19 protein-coding genes and 1 pseudogene are annotated in these 15197 nt (G+C 71.2%); 12 read left to right on the top strand and 8 right to left on the bottom strand.

All coding sequences use genetic code 11. The features are described 5' to 3' along the window. The first annotated feature begins 23 nt into the window (after window positions 1–23). The 6 genes from KSK32_RS11240 (at window position 24) to KSK32_RS11215 (ending at window position 5715) form a co-directional block, all read left to right on the top strand. Window positions 24–743 carry a tryptophan 2,3-dioxygenase family protein gene (locus tag KSK32_RS11240; protein ID WP_216931028.1) on the top strand — a complete coding sequence of 240 codons (720 nt, stop codon included), beginning with the start codon at window positions 24–26 and terminating at the stop codon, window positions 741–743. Continuing rightward, window positions 740–1912 carry an aminotransferase class V-fold PLP-dependent enzyme gene (locus KSK32_RS11235; RefSeq protein ID WP_289256541.1) on the top strand — a complete coding sequence of 391 codons (1173 nt, stop codon included), beginning with the start codon at window positions 740–742 and terminating at the stop codon, window positions 1910–1912. The genes KSK32_RS11240 and KSK32_RS11235 overlap by 4 nt, the downstream gene beginning before the upstream one ends. Further along, on the top strand, window positions 1909–3144 hold the full coding sequence (locus KSK32_RS11230) for a hypothetical protein (protein WP_216931026.1): 1236 nt from the start codon (window positions 1909–1911) through the stop codon (window positions 3142–3144). The genes KSK32_RS11235 and KSK32_RS11230 overlap by 4 nt, the downstream gene beginning before the upstream one ends. After that, window positions 3141–4244 (top strand): nitric oxide synthase oxygenase, encoded by a 1104-nt coding sequence (locus tag KSK32_RS11225; protein ID WP_216931025.1) that lies wholly within the window; start codon window positions 3141–3143, stop codon window positions 4242–4244. The genes KSK32_RS11230 and KSK32_RS11225 overlap by 4 nt, the downstream gene beginning before the upstream one ends. A 91-nt stretch (window positions 4245–4335) precedes the next feature. Then, entirely contained in the window at window positions 4336–4803 is a 468-nt protein-coding gene (locus tag KSK32_RS11220; protein ID WP_216931023.1) for a hypothetical protein, read from the top strand. A gap of 459 nt (window positions 4804–5262) precedes the next feature. Further along, complete coding sequence (locus KSK32_RS11215) at window positions 5263–5715, top strand: hypothetical protein (RefSeq protein ID WP_289256540.1); 453 nt, start codon at window positions 5263–5265, stop codon at window positions 5713–5715. 60 nt (window positions 5716–5775) lie between these two features. On the opposite strand, the gene KSK32_RS34170 is transcribed toward KSK32_RS11215, so the two are convergent. Then, complete coding sequence (locus tag KSK32_RS34170; RefSeq protein WP_216931019.1) at window positions 5776–6627, bottom strand: ATP-grasp domain-containing protein; 852 nt, start codon at window positions 6625–6627, stop codon at window positions 5776–5778. Between the two features lie 285 nt (window positions 6628–6912). On the opposite strand from KSK32_RS34170, the gene KSK32_RS11205 reads away from it, so the two are divergent. From KSK32_RS11205 to KSK32_RS11190, 4 genes are all read left to right on the top strand, one after another. Next, window positions 6913–7284 (top strand): IS110 family transposase, encoded by a 372-nt coding sequence (locus KSK32_RS11205; protein ID WP_254187804.1) that lies wholly within the window; start codon window positions 6913–6915, stop codon window positions 7282–7284. Continuing rightward, window positions 7227–7832, top strand: coding sequence for an IS110 family transposase (locus KSK32_RS11200; protein ID WP_254187803.1), 606 nt, complete (start codon window positions 7227–7229; stop codon window positions 7830–7832). Before KSK32_RS11205 ends, KSK32_RS11200 begins: the two co-directional genes overlap by 58 nt. Before the next feature lie 151 nt (window positions 7833–7983). Continuing rightward, window positions 7984–8157: a hypothetical protein gene (locus KSK32_RS11195; RefSeq protein WP_216931015.1), complete on the top strand. Its 174-nt coding sequence runs from the start codon at window positions 7984–7986 to the stop codon at window positions 8155–8157. A 260-nt stretch (window positions 8158–8417) separates the two neighbouring features. After that, the gene (locus KSK32_RS11190; protein WP_216931013.1) at window positions 8418–8594 is read left to right on the top strand and encodes a hypothetical protein; all 177 of its coding nucleotides are present in this window, start codon (window positions 8418–8420) and stop codon (window positions 8592–8594) included. Between the two features lie 249 nt (window positions 8595–8843). Here KSK32_RS11190 and KSK32_RS11185 read toward each other — a convergent pair whose 3' ends face one another. The 4 genes from KSK32_RS11185 to KSK32_RS11170 all read right to left on the bottom strand — a co-directional run bounded on the left by KSK32_RS11185 (window position 8844) and on the right by KSK32_RS11170 (window position 11767). Next, the gene (locus tag KSK32_RS11185; protein ID WP_216931011.1) at window positions 8844–9221 is read right to left on the bottom strand and encodes a hypothetical protein; all 378 of its coding nucleotides are present in this window, start codon (window positions 9219–9221) and stop codon (window positions 8844–8846) included. Between the two features lie 222 nt (window positions 9222–9443). Then, the gene (locus KSK32_RS11180; RefSeq protein ID WP_216931009.1) at window positions 9444–10772 is read right to left on the bottom strand and encodes an APC family permease; all 1329 of its coding nucleotides are present in this window, start codon (window positions 10770–10772) and stop codon (window positions 9444–9446) included. Then, complete coding sequence (locus KSK32_RS11175) at window positions 10769–11206, bottom strand: MarR family winged helix-turn-helix transcriptional regulator (RefSeq protein WP_289256539.1); 438 nt, start codon at window positions 11204–11206, stop codon at window positions 10769–10771. Before KSK32_RS11175 ends, KSK32_RS11180 begins: the two co-directional genes overlap by 4 nt. Window positions 11207–11470: 264 nt before the next feature. Next, complete coding sequence (locus KSK32_RS11170) at window positions 11471–11767, bottom strand: hypothetical protein (protein ID WP_216936515.1); 297 nt, start codon at window positions 11765–11767, stop codon at window positions 11471–11473. A gap of 530 nt (window positions 11768–12297) precedes the next feature. On the opposite strand from KSK32_RS11170, the gene KSK32_RS11165 reads away from it, so the two are divergent. Further along, on the top strand, window positions 12298–12735 hold the full coding sequence (locus KSK32_RS11165; protein WP_216931006.1) for a hypothetical protein: 438 nt from the start codon (window positions 12298–12300) through the stop codon (window positions 12733–12735). Here the strand turns inward: KSK32_RS11165 and KSK32_RS33345 are convergent. After that, window positions 12671–13021 (bottom strand): DUF5954 family protein, encoded by a 351-nt coding sequence (locus tag KSK32_RS33345; protein WP_289256648.1) that lies wholly within the window; start codon window positions 13019–13021, stop codon window positions 12671–12673. The genes KSK32_RS11165 and KSK32_RS33345 overlap by 65 nt on opposite strands. Window positions 13022–13026: 5 nt before the next feature. Further along, on the bottom strand, window positions 13027–13341 hold the full coding sequence (locus KSK32_RS11160) for a hypothetical protein (protein ID WP_216931004.1): 315 nt from the start codon (window positions 13339–13341) through the stop codon (window positions 13027–13029). Between the two features lie 372 nt (window positions 13342–13713). On the opposite strand from KSK32_RS11160, the gene KSK32_RS11155 reads away from it, so the two are divergent. Beyond that, window positions 13714–14706 carry an intradiol ring-cleavage dioxygenase gene (locus tag KSK32_RS11155; protein ID WP_216931001.1) on the top strand — a complete coding sequence of 331 codons (993 nt, stop codon included), beginning with the start codon at window positions 13714–13716 and terminating at the stop codon, window positions 14704–14706. 92 nt (window positions 14707–14798) lie between these two features. Here the strand turns inward: KSK32_RS11155 and KSK32_RS33340 are convergent. Beyond that, window positions 14799–15134 (bottom strand): annotated as a pseudogene (locus KSK32_RS33340) (transporter associated domain-containing protein); the annotation flags it as partial. Between the last annotated feature and the right edge of the window lie 63 nt (window positions 15135–15197).

The following is a 15197-nucleotide window of genomic DNA, read 5'->3' as shown; positions in this document are numbered from 1 at the left end:
GATCCTTGTCTGGAGGTCTTGTCATGGTCACGTCTTCGCTGCCCGCGGTATTACCGGGATCTGGCGCTACCGATTACGCCCGGTACATGCGTACCGATGAGCTGCTGCGTTTGCAGAAGGAGCCGGCGCAGTGGGTGCATCCGGACGAGTTGCTGTTCCAGATCGTGCATCAGAGCACCGAGCTGTGGTTGAAGCTGACGCGTTCGCACCTGTCCCGGGCGCTGGCGCACCTGGCGGCGGGGCAGCCGGGTGCGGCGGAGCCGCTGGTGGATCGGGCGGCGGAGGCGCTGCGGTTGATCACTGAGCATCTGCGGATCCTGCGGTCGCTGCCGCCGGCGCACTTCGCGGTCATCCGCGGTGTGCTGGGTAACGGGTCGGGGTTCGAGTCGCCGGGCTGGCGGTTGCTGCGGGCGGCGACGACGGAGTTGGACATCGCCTACAGCCGGCTGTTGTCCTCGCTGCGGGTCACGGTGGCGGACGTGTACGGCGGTCAGCCGTCCGACCCGCTGTACCGGCTCGCGGAGGCGCTGGTCGACCTCGACGAGCGGATCGCGTTGTGGCGCACCGAGCATTACAGCGTCGCCACCCGTGTCATCGGCCACGAGGTGCGCGGCACGCGCGGCACCCCGGTCGACAGTCTCCCGGCGCTGATCAGCCACCGCAGGTTCCCCACCTTGTGGGAAGCGCGGACGGCGATGACGCGGGCCGGCTCGGCGGGTGGCTGCCCGGGCGGGGCGCGGTGAGCGCGCCGGTTCTGCGCGACTCCGCGCCGTCGCTGGGCGGGGTGCGGCAGCGGCTGGTCACCACGACGGCGGCGCAGACGCATCTCGCGGTGTGCGGTGTCGCTCCCCGCAGCCAGGATGTGGAACAGGCGCTGTCGTGGCTGATGCGGGATCTGTCCGGGCCCGGCTTCTGGCGCGAATGCGAGCAGCAGGTCGAGCGGGCGCGGGCGCTGTTCGCGCGGCTCATCGGCGCCGACGTCGGCCAGGTCGCGGTCCTGCCCAACGCCAGTGTCGCGGCATACCAGGCGGTGTCGCGGCGGCGGTGGCGGCGACGCCGGGACGTGGTGGCCACGCCGGCGGAGTTCCCCGGCGTCGCCCACACCTGGCTCAACCAGCCCGCGGCACGCGTGAGGTGGACCGGTCCCCCCGGCAGCGCGGTTCGCACCGCCGACTTCCTACCACTGATCACCGCCCGCACCGGGCTGGTGTCGGTGCCGGCCGTGACCTACCGCGACGCGACCGGTCTGGACGTGGCGCGGATCGCTCGGGCCGCGCACGACGTCGGCGCGCAGGTGTTCGTCGACGCCTGCCAGGCAGCGGGGGTCATGCCGCTGCAGGTCGACGCTCTGGGCTGCGACTACCTCGTGGCCGGCGCCGGCAAGTACCTGATGGGGCTGCCAGGTGTGGCGTTCCTCTATGTCCGCCATCCCGACGGGCCGCCGCCGGCTCTGACCGGCTGGCTCGGTCGCGCCGACCCGCACGCGCTGTGTGCCACCGTCCTGGACTGGCCGTCGCATGCCCGCCGCTACGAGACGGGCACCCCCTGTGCCGCCGCGGTGTACGCCGCCGTCGCGGGCCTGTGGCTGGTCAGCGGCCTCGACCTGGACCAGGTCCGCCGGCACACCCAGCGGCTGATCACCACGGCCGCGCGGCGCCTGAGCGCGCTCGGCGAAGTCGTGCGGATCGCGGTCGCTCCCGACGCGCAGGGCGCGCACCTGGCAGTGGTCGATCCGCAGGCCGAGACGTTGGCGGTGTGGCTCGGGGACCGCGGTGTCATCACCGCCCCACAGGCCGGCGTGCTGCGCCTGGCCGTGCACGCCTACAGCACCGACGAGGACATCGACGTCGTCTGCGACGCCGTCGCTAGCTACCGACGCCACCACCACCGCAGATCGGGAGGAATTCGATGAATCCCGCGCCCTTGCAGGACTGGCTGGCCCGCCGCGCACCCGCCGCGCGGTGTTTCCCCTACGACCGGGTCGTGGATGCCTACCAGCATCACGGCAAGCAGTTCGTGCCACGCGAGTGGACGACGCTGCTGCACCGCACCCGCCAGCGGCTGCCGAGCGTCCGCGGTGCCGATCAGCAGCTGACCGCCTTCCTCAGCGTCGCGCTGGACAAGGTCGATGACCGCTTCGACTACCGCACCTACCTGGGCCTGCGGCTGCTGCCGATCCCGGATCCCGACAGCGACACCGAGCCGGCGCAGCGGCTGCTGGCCCGCCGGGACCGGCTCCACGTGCTGCTGCTGGCCGACCTGGCCGCCTTCGAACTGCGGGCCCTCGACAGCCCCGGCACACCGCCGGGCGGCCTGCGCCCGCCGGGGCCGCTGGTGGCTAAACGCCTGCGGCACGCGATGCGCGCCGCGAGTCCCGCCCTGCACCGACTCTGTCTTCCCTTGCGCGAGGTCAACGACCCGGTGGCGCTGGCCCGCCGACTGGTGACCATGGCTTGTGTCGACCGCACCGAGGCGGAGCGGCTGATGCTGCGCACCAGCCTGCTGCCCGTGTCGACCGTGCACGACGAGCGGCTGTTCCTGCGCACCCTGCAATGCTTCGAGGTGACCCTCGGCCTGCTCGCCGTCGACCTCACCGCCGCCGTCACCGCCGCAACTGAGGACCGGCTGTCCACGGCCGGGGTCCGGCTCACCCTGGCCGCCCGGCTGCTGCAGGAGACCGCGCCCCTGTGGTCGATGCTGGCCACGCTGCAGCCGCAGGCGTTCCACCGGTTCCGCGTGCACACCGACGGCGCCAGCGCCATCCAGTCCCGCGCCTACAAACTGGTCGAGTCGCTGTGCCGGACACCCGAGCCGCACCGCCTGCGCTCCCCGGCGTACCTGTCCGTGCCCGACGTGCGCGACCGGATCCGGGCCGGGCAGATCAGCCTCGACGACGCGCTGTCCGCCATCCGCGCCGACCGCGACATCCTGGCCGAATCACCGACCCTTGCCGACGGCATCCGCGCCTTCACCGCCGCCATGTTCCACTGGCGGCGCACCCACTACCGCCTCGCCGTCAAAATGCTCGGCACCGAACGCCCCGGAACCGGCGCCACACCCGGCACCCCATACCTGCTGGACAGCCGCGACACCACCGTCTTCGGCGACCACACCACACCCCGCCCCATGGCCGACGTCCGATGACCACCAGCCCCGCCGCCGACGAGGCGCTGCACCGGCAAGCGCACCAGTTCCTGCGCCAGTACCACGACGAGACCAGCGCACCCGAGTTCGCCACCCGCTGGCGGCGGGTCCGCGCCGAGGTCGCCGACACCGGAACCTGGCAACCCACCCTCGACGAGCTGACCTACGCCGCCCGGGTCGCCTGGCGCAACGCCGGCCGCTGCATCGGCCGGGCCCGCTGGTCCAGCCTGACCGTGCGCGACCGCCGCGACACCATCACGGTGCTCGCGCTGCGACAGGAGCTGACCGGCCACCTCGACGAAACCACCGCCAACGGACGGGTCCGCTCGGTGCTCACCGTCCTGGCCCCCGCCACCGCCACCGCGCCAGCCCCACTGCGCATCATCAACCCACAACTCGCCCGCTACGCGGCCTGGCACACCGACGGCGGGGTCGTCGGCGACCCCGCCAACCTGCCCCTGACCGCCTTGGCCGTCCGCCTCGGCTGGACCGGCCCCACCCACCGCGGCGCCTTCGACCTGCTGCCCTGGATCGCCGCCACCGCCGACGGCCGGCTGCACCTGCTGCACCCCGACCACACCCGCATCCGCCAGGTGCCGATCCACCACCCCCACCACCCGTGGCTGGCAGACCTCGCCCTGCGCTGGCCCGCCGTGCCGGTCATCAGCAACATGACCCTGCACCTCGGCGGACTCCAGTTCCCCGCACCCTTCTCCGGCGCCTTCATGGCCAGCGAAATCGCCGCCCGCAACCTCGCCGACCCCGACCGCTACCACCAACTCCCCGCCGTCATCGACGGCCTCGGCCTACCCGACCACGACCGGCTCCGCGCCGACAAAGCCCTCCTCACCCTCCACGAAGCCGTCCTGCACAGCTACGAGAACGCCCGCGTGTCCATCACCGACCACCACCGCGAGAGCCGCGCCTTCGCCCGCTTCACCGCCCGCGAGGAAGCCGCCGGCAGAACCGTCACCGGCGACTGGAGCTGGCTGAACTCCTACCCCATGACGCCCCAGGACCCGTCCTGGCCCCGCTACTACGACACCAGCCAACCCACCCCGGCACTACGACCAAACCCACACACCCTCACCACCGGGTAGCCCGCAAGCCCGGCCAGGAACCCGCACCGCGTCGGCAAGCCGCTGTCCCCCCGGCCGCCGCCCCACCCACCCGCACCACCAGGGAGGACCCATGCCGACATCAACCATCACCGCACCGCCCCGACGGTGGGCAGCACGCCTGGCCGCGGCGGCCGTCGCGGCTCTCGTCGTCACCACCGGGCAGGTCGTCGTCGCCGCGCCGGCACACGCCGCCGGCTGCCGCTCCTCGCCGTACAGCGCGAAACTGTCCGCCGCCGACCCGTTCATGATCTACGACGGCCCCGACGTCATCAGCTACCCCAAGTACCCCAGCTACTACCGCACCACCAGCCAGTGCCGCGATATCCAGATCCGCAACCTCGGCGACGGCGACGACTGGGGACCCTTCGACGCCTGCATCAACTTCTACGGACACGCCACCTGCAACTACTGGACCCACGTGCCCACCGGCCAATGGCGCAACCTCGCCACTAACGTCAAAGACGGCACCAAGTTCTACATCTGGATCCGCATCGACCTCGGCCGCTACTACGGCTTCACCGCCGTCGGCGACTGGTAACCCCCAGCCCGCAGCACACGACATCCGAGCGAGGCGCCGCAACAGATCAAGCAAACCGCCCGCCGCCGCTCCCGCCCCTACGCCTAGATCACTCGGCCTGCCCGAGCCCTCACTGACAGCAGCAGGCAAGTCCACCCGAGCGGCAGCCCGCGGGTCGAGAACCTGGTCGGTACACGAGCGCAGGAGACCCGCAGGTCGGAGTCGGTATGGACGCGAGTCTGCCCACGGTAGCGGCCCAGGAAGGCGGACACCGCGGCGCGCAAGACGAGCTGATCGGTCGGCACGACGCTGCAAGCGGAAGGAGGAAAGGCAGCCATACATCACCGTGCGTCACCGACGGCGATGAACGCCAGCCCACCCGGAGCGGCAGATGCGTGCACGAAAGCTGGTCCCAACACACCGTGGGGGCGTCCGTTTCTGAGATGCGCCTTCGGCGCCGCAATGCCGGATGATCTCTTCGTGGAAATCACCCAACTGCTCCGAGCGGGAGTGACCAAACCGCACCCCGATCAGGCGGCCAGTGCCACCTGGCTGGCCACGGTGTACGCCAGCATCAGGGCAGTCGGCGGTGTGGTCACCACCTCGGTCGAGGAGCCGACTACCGGCCGAAATCACTACAGGGTCGGTGTGCGACTGCGTGATGGCAGGGCCTTGAGCATCCTCTTCAACGCTGCGGCATTCCTGGTCGCTGGAGCCGAACGACAAGATCCCCACATGGTCAACGCGGTGTTCGTCGACGTCCCCGGCGGGGAGATCTACCGCCGCGCAGCGCTGCGGCTCGCCACCACGGCAGAGCTGAATCAGCCGCTTGAAGACCGACACCTGCATCGTCTTACCGAAGAAGAACGCCAGGATGTCGCCTACCACCAACCGAGTCGGCTCGGTGACCTGCTCTTCAACTGGTTCGACTGAGCTAGCCCTCCGCTCTGGACATGCGGCATGAGCGGATGTCTGGACAGACAGTGCTGCCGGTCAGCGGGCCAGGACAAGCAGGGCCGTGATCATCATCTGAGGTTCGATGGTGGTTGGTCGGTCGCTCACCTGCCCATCGCCCAGTTCAATCACCCGCCATTCGCCGTCCGCGCGCAGAGCGAGGTCGACGGTGACGAAGGGCAGGCCGAGCCCGGCGATCATCGGTGCGATCGGGGCCAGGTCGATCCCGGCCGGCGCGGGATCGTGCGGGCTGTCGGGATGCGGTCCGATCAGGACGCACACACCGTCGACCCACCACGTTCGTACTTCGGCGGATGTGAAACGCTCGAAGCGCCGCAGTACGAAACCGCCCTCGAAGTCGTCGTCGCGCAGCTCCAGAAACCGCCTGGCCACGTGCCACGCAGCCGCGCCGTCCGCCAGGTCCGGGATGAACGTCGCCTCATGCCAGTAGTGCTTCATCGACTTGCTGTAGTCACGCAGCACCGCCGGTCCCGCGCCCAGCTCGACCCGCGCGCGGTCGAAGCCGGCCCGGTCCGAGCCCGTGGTCCACACCGACTGTGGGGTGGCCGCAGCCAGCGCGGCATACCAACCGGGTAGCTCGTGTGCCCGCCGGTAGTGCTCAGCAGTGGTCCTCAACACCACACCGCGATCGGCGAGCAACCCGGCGAACGCCGCGTACCGCTCGCTGCGCAGCATCCAGCCGCGGTACACGGCCGCACCACTGCCCGAAACCGAGGCGACCGCCCGTCGCGCATCTACGCCCCGCGCCAACGCATCGTGGTCGACCACCGCAACATCGATCCCGGCGGCACGGGCGGCCTGTGCCTCCACCGCGAAATGCTCGTCTGGGTGGCGCGGCCCTAGCGGGTTCGCGGGAACGAGAAGGATCACGCTCCTATCCTGCCCCACGCGGCCAATCGACCTCGACCTGTTGTCCCGGCCGCCACCCGAAACGCCGTACCCATCTCTGCGCTCAGACCTGTACGCCGAACAACACCTGGCGAACCATTCGCACTGACACGCTTCGATGCGTGCCGGGATTCGGTCTAGCGTCCGTGCCTGGCGGTCTACGACCGCTGGCTGGGCGGGTCACGCCCGTTGCGATCCCGGGCGATCGAGCCCTCACGTGAGACCGTGCGGCCCGGCCAGCCCTCATGCTCGCCGAACGGGACGCTGTTGGAGTACTACGCCGGCTTGGACTGGGGCGAAAGCCACCACGATCTCGCCGTGGTCGACGACCAAGGCCGCCTTATCACCCACACTCGCCTACCCGACAACCCCGAAGGGCTGGCGCACCTGTTGGCCGTCCTCGCCGCGATTCGGCGAAACCGCCGGTCGATTCCGATCGGTATCGAGACCGGTCGCGGTCTGATGGCCGCCGGCCTGCTGAAGGCAGGCCAGCCCGTCGTCGTGCTCAACCCGACCCAGGTCGCCAACTACCGCTCCCGCCTCGCCGTGCACCGAAAGAGTCAGACCGTGGCGACGCCCACCTGCTCGCGCACGTCCTGCGTGTCGACGGGACCGCACACCGCGCCACGCCAGCGGTGACCGCTCATGTCGCGGCGCTGCGGGAGGTGACCCGCGCCCACCGCCAGACGCTGCAGAGCGCCGGCCTGCTCGCCCGACGGCTGCGCTCCGTGCTGCGCGAGTACTACCCGGCCGGGGCCGCCGCCTGGGCGCACCTACCCGCCGGACTGACCCGGCCCGAAGCGCGGATCGTCCTCACCACGGCTCCCACCCCGACCCGCGCCGCCCGGCTCACCCAACACCGGTTGGAGACACTGCTCACCGCCGCCGGGCGCAGCCGACTCATCAGCGCGGAGGCCGCCCGCCTGCACGAGCTGTTCCACGCCCGGGCGCTGCGCCAGCCCGCCGACATCGAAGCCGCGATGGGGCACCGCACCGCCGCCCTGCTCACCCAGCTCGACGCCACCCTCACCGCCGCGCAGACCTTATGGGCCGAGGTCGAGGATCTGGCGCAGCGGCATCCGCAGACGACGATCTACCGCAGCTTTCCCGGCATGGGCGCCCTGCTCGCCGCCCGGCTCCTCGCCGAAATCGGCGACGACCCACAGCGATTTCCTCACCGCGCGTAGCCTGCGGGCGTTCTGCGCCGCGACCCCGATCACCTGGGCCAGCGGCACCTTCCACAAGGTCAGCCACCGCCGCAAAGCCAACCCGATCCTCGCCGAGACCGGACACCTGTGGGCCTTCGCCGCGCTGACCCGCTCACCCGGTGCCCGCGCCTTGTACGACCGCCGCCGCGCCGCCGGCGACCGCCACCCCGCCGCCCTGCGCAGGCTGTACGCGCGACTACTCGGCAGCCTGCACCACTGCCTCCGCCACCACCTCCACTACGACGAGACCATCGCCTTCCCGCCGCCGCCGGCCGAGGCCGCGGAGGCACAGGGCGGGACATGAGCCGGAGCCGGGGCGACGCCCAGGATCACCCCGGGCTGCGAGTCCTCGCGTGGGTACGGCGCGCCCCGGCTCCCCAGCATCGCCACCACTACGCCGATGACCTACCGATTGGTGACCGGGACCGGCGGTGTGCGGGAACTCGCGGGATCCTTCGACGCCCGGTAGGTCCCGACCGATGACGACAGTCTCCGCCTCGGGCATGCGCTGTCGTCCGTCCGCCGGATATGCCACGCCGCCCCGACTCGACGACGATCATCGGCATGTGTGAGCATGAGCTGGCGGCGACGTGGCGTCGCATCATTCGAGGTGACGGCAAGTCGTGGGTCGTGTTCGCCCATGGCACGTGCGTCGTTCTTCCGGATGCCGGGCCCGGGGTCGACCTCGCCGTTGCGGCCATCGATGTCCTGCGCGAGTACGGTCCCGTGCACGTCGGCTGACCGGCTGGGGACTTCGGCACCCTCACCCTCGATCCTGGCTTAGGTTGGATGGTCTACGGCCACCACAGCGACGTGTTGACCTACGTAGCGGCCGGCGAGGTTCTCGACAGCGGCGACCTGGCCGTCGGCCTGCACGGGCGTGGGAAACGAGACCTCGACGGCCGTGAACTTCACGTCGTTCACGTCGAGGACAGACGCTCACGGCAGAATCCGGTCTGAGCCCTCGCGGCGAGACAAGGAAGCGGGCCGTCATTCGCGGGAGAGTTGGCGAGTCAACTCACTGGCGAGCAGGGCCACCGCCGCGACCAGCGTGCCGATCGTGCGGCGCAACTCCGCGTTGTCCCTGGTCAATCGGTCGATGTCGAAGGACTGCGGTCCTGTCGACGCTGCGCTCGGCTCCGTGTGGTCCTGAGCGGTGCCGCGAGCGGCCGTGGGCGGCGCTGCGTCGTGCTCGCCGTCGGCCTCCGCCCTGCGGACCCACGCGCGCAGTGTCTCGGCCGACCGGATACCGAACCGCTCGGAGTTCGCGAGGATCGCCTGCCACTCGGACGGGTACTGATCGCGGGTGCTGAACAGCGCGCGCACCGCCCTTCGGCGAAGCTCCTGCGGATAAGGCCCGCGCACCATCAGATCCTCCTCACACGGTCATGGCCATAGGTTCATGGTGTCGAGCTACGGCGGCGTTGCGCCACTTTCGGTCATCCGAGCGCGGACACGCGTCCGATGGGTGCTCAAGGCGGTGGCGGCCTTGCGACGACTGACGAGCTGGTCCGCGCAGCACGCCTGGACGCCAGGCGGGGCCGAGGATCAGCCCGACCCGGTGGGCGGAGGTCACCGCGAGTCGGGTGGTCATCGGATCCTGCCCAGCGCCGCCAGCGGATCCTGACGGAGGCTGTCGCGGCTGTCGAAGCGCGCGTCGTGTGACTCGGCAGGCCGCGGGTTCGTAGCGGGTGGACAGCAACGGCGGCGGGCGAGCACGGCAACGGCTACGGCGGCGGGAGCCAGCAGATAGGTCGTGCTGAGGGCGGCAACGACGGCCACGGCCAGTGCCGCGACCACGGCGCAGGCGCGTTGACGTCGCTGGGGAAGCAGGCGCGCGGCTGCGGCGAGCCCGACGAGGGTGACGCAGGCGAGCAGCGCGGCGAACACTCGCATGAGCGCCTCGACGGTGACGGTGTGCGGTGCCACGACGGCGGTGACCGCGACGGTGGCGGCGGCGCCGGCCTGGACCAGGACGCTGCGGCGCGGTTCAGCGTCGTGTCCGGTCACGGCGAGCGCGGCGGGCAGGACGCGGTGGCGGGCCAGGGCCAGGCCGGCGCGGGCGCCGGCGGCGACGAAGGTGATGCTGGCGGCCACGGTGAACAGCACCGCCGCCACGGCGACGACGGTCGCGGCCCATGGCTGATCGGTGGGAGTGAGAAGACGCATCAGCGGCACGGGGGTGTCGCCGGCGTCATCGCCGAGGACACCGACGGTGCAAACGGCCAGGCCGGCGTACAGCGCGGCGACGACGGCCAGGCTCGCGCCTGCTGCCCGCCGTACCTGGGTGGGGTGGGTGTATTCGGCGGACAGGTTGGCGGTGGCCTCCCAGCCGCAGATGGCCGTGAACAGCACCGCGACGGCGCTGCCGACGCCGGCGAGGCCGTGCGGCGCGAACGGGGTGATCCGCTGCGGGTCCACGTGCGGGCCGGCGATGGTGAGCACCGCGGCCAGCATGGCGACCAGGACGCCGGTTAGCGCGAGTTGCAGCCGCGCCGACAGCCGCAGCCCGACGAGGTTCGCCGCGTACACGACGCCGAGCAGCGCCCCGGCCACGATGCCGGTCACCGTGGTGGAGACGCCGAGCGCGGCGGTGATGTAGCGGGCGCCGGCGATGCCGCCCGCGACCACCCCGGCCGGTACGGCGGCGTACAGCCAGCAGCCGACCACGGCGGCGGCTCGGGCACCGAAGGCACGCCGGGTGAACGCGGCGACGCCACCGGCGTCGGGGTAGCGGGCGCCGAGGGTGGCGAAGGACGTCGCGATCAGCGCGGACACGCACAGCAGCACCGCCCACGCCACCAGCGACGCCGGTCCGGCGACCTGCACCGCCATCGCCGGCAGCACCAGCACGCCGGGGCCGAGGACCGCGCCGACGCTCAGGGCCACGCCTCGCGCGGTGCCGATCCCGCCGCTCACCGGCTTGTCCCGGAAACCGGATGGCCGCCGGTGGCGTCAGCTTGCCGGGCCAGGGCGGCGAGGGCGACGGCGAAGTCGTTGTGCCGGGGCATGCCGGCGGCGGCGAACATCCGCGCCAGCTGGGCGGCGATGTCGCGGCGCAGCATCTGCGCGAGTCGGGCGCCCGCCGGGGTCGGCCGCACCACCGTCCGCCGCTGGTCGTGCTCGTGCAGCTCCCGCACGACCAGGCCGCGGTCGGTCAGCGTGGCGAGAGCGGCGGTGGCCGTCGACCGTGCGACACCGGCCAGGGAGGCGATGTGCGGAGGTTCGATCACCCCGCGGGCGCACACGAGAAGCAGCACGTCGTAGGTCGTCCAGGTCATCCCAACCTCCTGCAGGACCACGCGTTCCAGATGCGTGCGCACCGCCTGGGCGGTGCGGCACAGCTGCGTCACCGGATCGATCCCGGCCGGGCGGGCGGGATGACGTCGCGGCTGGGGCCGGTAGATGCGATCGGTTGGCCGGCGGGTCGTCGCGCTCACCGCGACCACCTGCCGCGGCGGGGCCGCCGTATCGTCAGCCGATCCCGGCGGCGGCGCCCACCACGCCGGTCGGCCGGCGGAGGCTGCCGCGGTGCCCGTACGCGGCCTGGGCACGACGTGTCCGCATGCATGTGTAGACCCCCTGTTCGTCGAGGTGAGGCGTGATGAGTGAGGGCGTTACCGGTGCTGGTCGTCGAAAGAGGCGGCGAGGGCGGCGTTGACGTGCCAGGCGAGCCGCCGGAGTTGGTGGTGAACATCCACCAGCACAGACCGCTGTGACTCGCACCGGTCGCGGGCCGACACGGCGACGAGGGCCTCGACGTCACCGCCGAGCCGCTGCAGCACCGCCCCGACCGCCGGGTGCGGCGCCGCGTCGCCCGCGGACGGTCCGGACGGAGGCTGCCGGTCCGGCACGGGCGGCGCGCTGCCCAGCTGCTGATTCGCGTCGTCCGCGTCGCTCGGTCGTTGCCCCATCGCCCCTCGACTCCTTCGCATCCGTTGTCGGTCGGGCCGCGGCAACGACCGACCGCACTGCCATTGATCGGTCAGCTCGGGGTTGCCGCGGGCAGAGGGTGCGGGAACCCTGGCCGGCGAAGCCCTCACCTCACCGGCCAGGTCCCGCCCGCCACGCGCGTCCTCACGGGGGTGAAGGACGATGCGGCGAGCGGCGCTCCCGCCTCGTGCGCCCAGGCCCGCGCGGCACGCGGAGGCGTGGCGGCGCCAGCGGCGTCTACGCGACGGCCGCCGGCTCGGGCGGGGCTCCCACCAGCGTCGGTGGTGCACGGAAGCGGGGCGCTCGCGGCGACGGCGTGTCCCCCTCTGACCGCCATCGCCCACGCACCGGGGTGCCTATCGCATGCGGCATCCCGATCCGCTACGCTGCCAACAACTAAAGTTCGATAAAGCCGAACCACAGTTGGTGAAGCGATACGGCGAGCTAAGCACGACACCACGATCTCGTCAACCACAGTTGGTTCAACATCAGACACAGTTGGGGAGGTCTGGTGAGCGAAAAGCCTGGTGAGGCGGCCGAGGACATCACCTCACGACTGATCCAAACTCGTCTGCGCGAGCTGTTCGAAGCCCGCGACGAAGCCCGCCCGCCCTACACCGAGACCGAAGTCGCCCGCGCGCTCACCGCGCGAGGCCACAAGATCACCGCCGAGGGCATCCGCAACCTCCTCCGCGCCGAGCGCGTCAACCCCAAGGCCACGACCCTGCGCGCCCTCGCCGAGTTCTTCAAGGTCCCCGCAGGGCACCTCCTCGGCGACGACGAACACGAGACAGCCAGCCGGCAGGCGAAAGTGATGGCCCGGTCCTTCGACGAGCTCAGCCCTCAGTCCCGGGCCAGCCTCGCGCGGGTCATCCGCGAATTCCTCAAAGTCGACAAGGCAGCGCGAGGCGACACCGACGATCACACGCCGCACGACCGGCAGCAGTAACGAAGCCGGTCTCACGCCGCCGAACGGAACAGGGAGTGACAACCCGCCGGGGACGATCACTCGTGTCCGAAGCCGTCATAGGCAAAAGGTCCAGGCACGTCAGCGCTGTCGAAGCGTCCACGGGCAACCCGCGGAGGACTGCCGACTGTGCCGGTCTCTGCCGGTCGGCGGCAGGCGGTTGCTCTGGATCGAGATCCGACGCCCGAGGGCCTTCAATGCCTGCCCGCGACAGGCGTAGCAGCGTCCCGATGCGCGTGACCCGGAAGCGGCGTCCGGCGACGATCACCTCGTCTACCGGATTGGCGCCGAGGCCTTCGACGGCCTGCTGATAGCGGCACGCCTGCACGTCGGCGAGACGGAGCCGGCGCGGCTCGATGTGGCACACCGGGCACTGCCCGACCGGATCACCTCAAGGGCTCGCCGAGCCTGGTCGGGCTGCTCCTGCATCGCGATGACGATGCACAGCTGGATCGGCCCGTACGGGTTGCCGAGGATCGGGTGACTGTTCACCACGACGATCGCGCCGAAGATCGCGATCACGGGTGCGATGCGGCGAAGTGCCATCGTGACCATGGCCGCCAGCACCACGAGCAGAGCGCCGTTCACCTTCAGCCCCGCTGACGGTGAACGGCGCTCTGCGTTCCGGCCACGATCAGCGTGCCGAGTACCAGGCACACCGCCAAGGCGGCACCCAGCACCAGGCCCAGACCCGACGGGCGAAGGCGGGAGGAGCCAACGTTTTCACGCCGGAACGCGCTGGCTGCGGATCCCCCGCCAGCCCATAGCGGGGATCGAGGAACCTGGACCGGCACCGACGGGCGCGGCATATGCAGGCGGTCGTCCCAGCCGGCTTCGACCAGCGGAGGCCGGACCGGCGGTCGTGCGCCGGGGTCCACAGGTGGCGGACAGGCGACATACAGTCCTCGCCGAGCCACCGCACTTAGCGTGATCGCATGAACGCGAGTGAGGAGACTTCCCGTGTCCAGGACGGATGAACCGCGCAGGTATCAGGGCCGACGGCTACCCCGGCCCGACGACGAACTCGTCGATCAGGGTCTGTCGTTCGACGTCGGTACGCTGCTGAGCCGACGTCGCGTGCTGGGGCTGTTCGGCGCGGGCGTGGCGGGGCTGGGTCTGGCCGCGTGCCGCAGTGGCATCAGTGACTCTCCGGGTTCGACGGGAGCGACGAGCGGCAGTTCCGGGCTGACCGAGATCCCGGATGAGACGAACGGCCCGTACCCGGCGGACGGGACGAACGGCCCGGACATCCTCGAGCAGAGCGGGGTGATCCGTCAGGACATCACCAGCAGCTTCGGCACCAGCACCACGAAAGCCGAAGGCATCCCGATGACGCTGACGCTGACCGTGCTGGACATGGTCAACGGAGGTACGCCGTTCGCCGGCGTCGCCGTTTATGTCTGGCAGTGCGACCGTGACGGCAACTACTCGATGTACAGCAGCGGCGTGGAGGACGAGAACTACCTGCGTGGCGTGCAGATCGCCGACGCCGACGGGAAGGTCACGTTCACCAGCATCTACCCCGCCTGCTACTCCGGCCGCTGGCCGCACATCCACTTCGAGGTGTACCCCAACCAGAACAGCATCAGCGACGCCGACCAGCGTCTGACCACTTCCCAGGTCGCCCTGCCGAAGAACGCCTCTGACACGGTGTACGCCACCACCGGCTACCAGGCGTCGATCGACAACTTCGCCAGACTGACCCTCGCCACCGACAACGTGTTCGGAGACGACGGCGGCGTCCACCAGATGGGTACCGTCACCGGTGACGTCACCAGCGGCTACCAGGTGTCGTTGACCGTGCCGATCGACACCAGCACCAAACCCACCGGCGGAAACGCTCCCAGCGACGGCGGTGCGCCGCCCAGCGGCGGTGCCCCCCCGGGCGGTGGCGCCCCTCCCGGAGGCGGAACCCCGCCGTCCGGCGCACCGAACGGTGGCATCCCCGGCTGACATCCGGTCGGCGGCGGCAACGAACGCCGGGTACCGCCGCCGGTCTCGTCCCCGTCGTCGCGCGTCGGCGCGGTCCGCGGGCGCACCCGGGAGACGGCCCGCCCCGCCACCTCCGCCACCTCCGCCACCTCGGGCGTCAGGCCGGACAGCTCGATCGTCTCGCCGGGTGTCCTCAGAATGTGGCCCACGTGCGCCAGGACCAGGCCGGCCACCGTCGTGTAGTCCCCGGCCTCAAGCGTGGCGGCACCGATGTCGACACCCACGTTGGCCAGGTCGTGCAGCGGGAAGGCGCCCGGCAGCAGCAGCGCTCCGTCCTCCTCCCGTACGACAGCCCGCACGTCGCGATCGGTCCGCAGAGCCGACTCCTCACGGCTCACGCGGAGGATCGGGCAGAAGGCTCCTCCCCGGCACGTTGAGGTCAAGCCCATTTCCTGGCCATCTGGGGAGGTCGCGCGCTCTCGTCGCTGGGCGGCGCCCGCAGGTGAGATGCG

This window comes from Micromonospora sp. WMMB482, from assembly GCF_019038635.1.
GTDB classification, from domain to species: Bacteria; Actinomycetota; Actinomycetes; order Mycobacteriales; family Micromonosporaceae; genus Micromonospora; species Micromonospora marina.
This window is presented reverse-complemented; position numbering and strand designations above follow the sequence as displayed.

Coding starts and splice junctions, on each gene's coding strand:
- KSK32_RS11240 (WP_216931028.1), top strand. CDS start 24: ATGGTCACGTCTTCGCTGCCCGCGGTATTACCGGGATCTGGCGCTACC.
- KSK32_RS11230 (WP_216931026.1), top strand. CDS start 1,909: ATGAATCCCGCGCCCTTGCAGGACTGGCTGGCCCGCCGCGCACCCGCC.
- KSK32_RS11225 (WP_216931025.1), top strand. CDS start 3,141: ATGACCACCAGCCCCGCCGCCGACGAGGCGCTGCACCGGCAAGCGCAC.
- KSK32_RS11220 (WP_216931023.1), top strand. CDS start 4,336: ATGCCGACATCAACCATCACCGCACCGCCCCGACGGTGGGCAGCACGC.
- KSK32_RS11190 (WP_216931013.1), top strand. CDS start 8,418: ATGTGTGAGCATGAGCTGGCGGCGACGTGGCGTCGCATCATTCGAGGT.
- KSK32_RS11185 (WP_216931011.1), bottom strand. CDS start 9,221: ATGGTGCGCGGGCCTTATCCGCAGGAGCTTCGCCGAAGGGCGGTGCGC.
- KSK32_RS11170 (WP_216936515.1), bottom strand. CDS start 11,767: ATGGGGCAACGACCGAGCGACGCGGACGACGCGAATCAGCAGCTGGGC.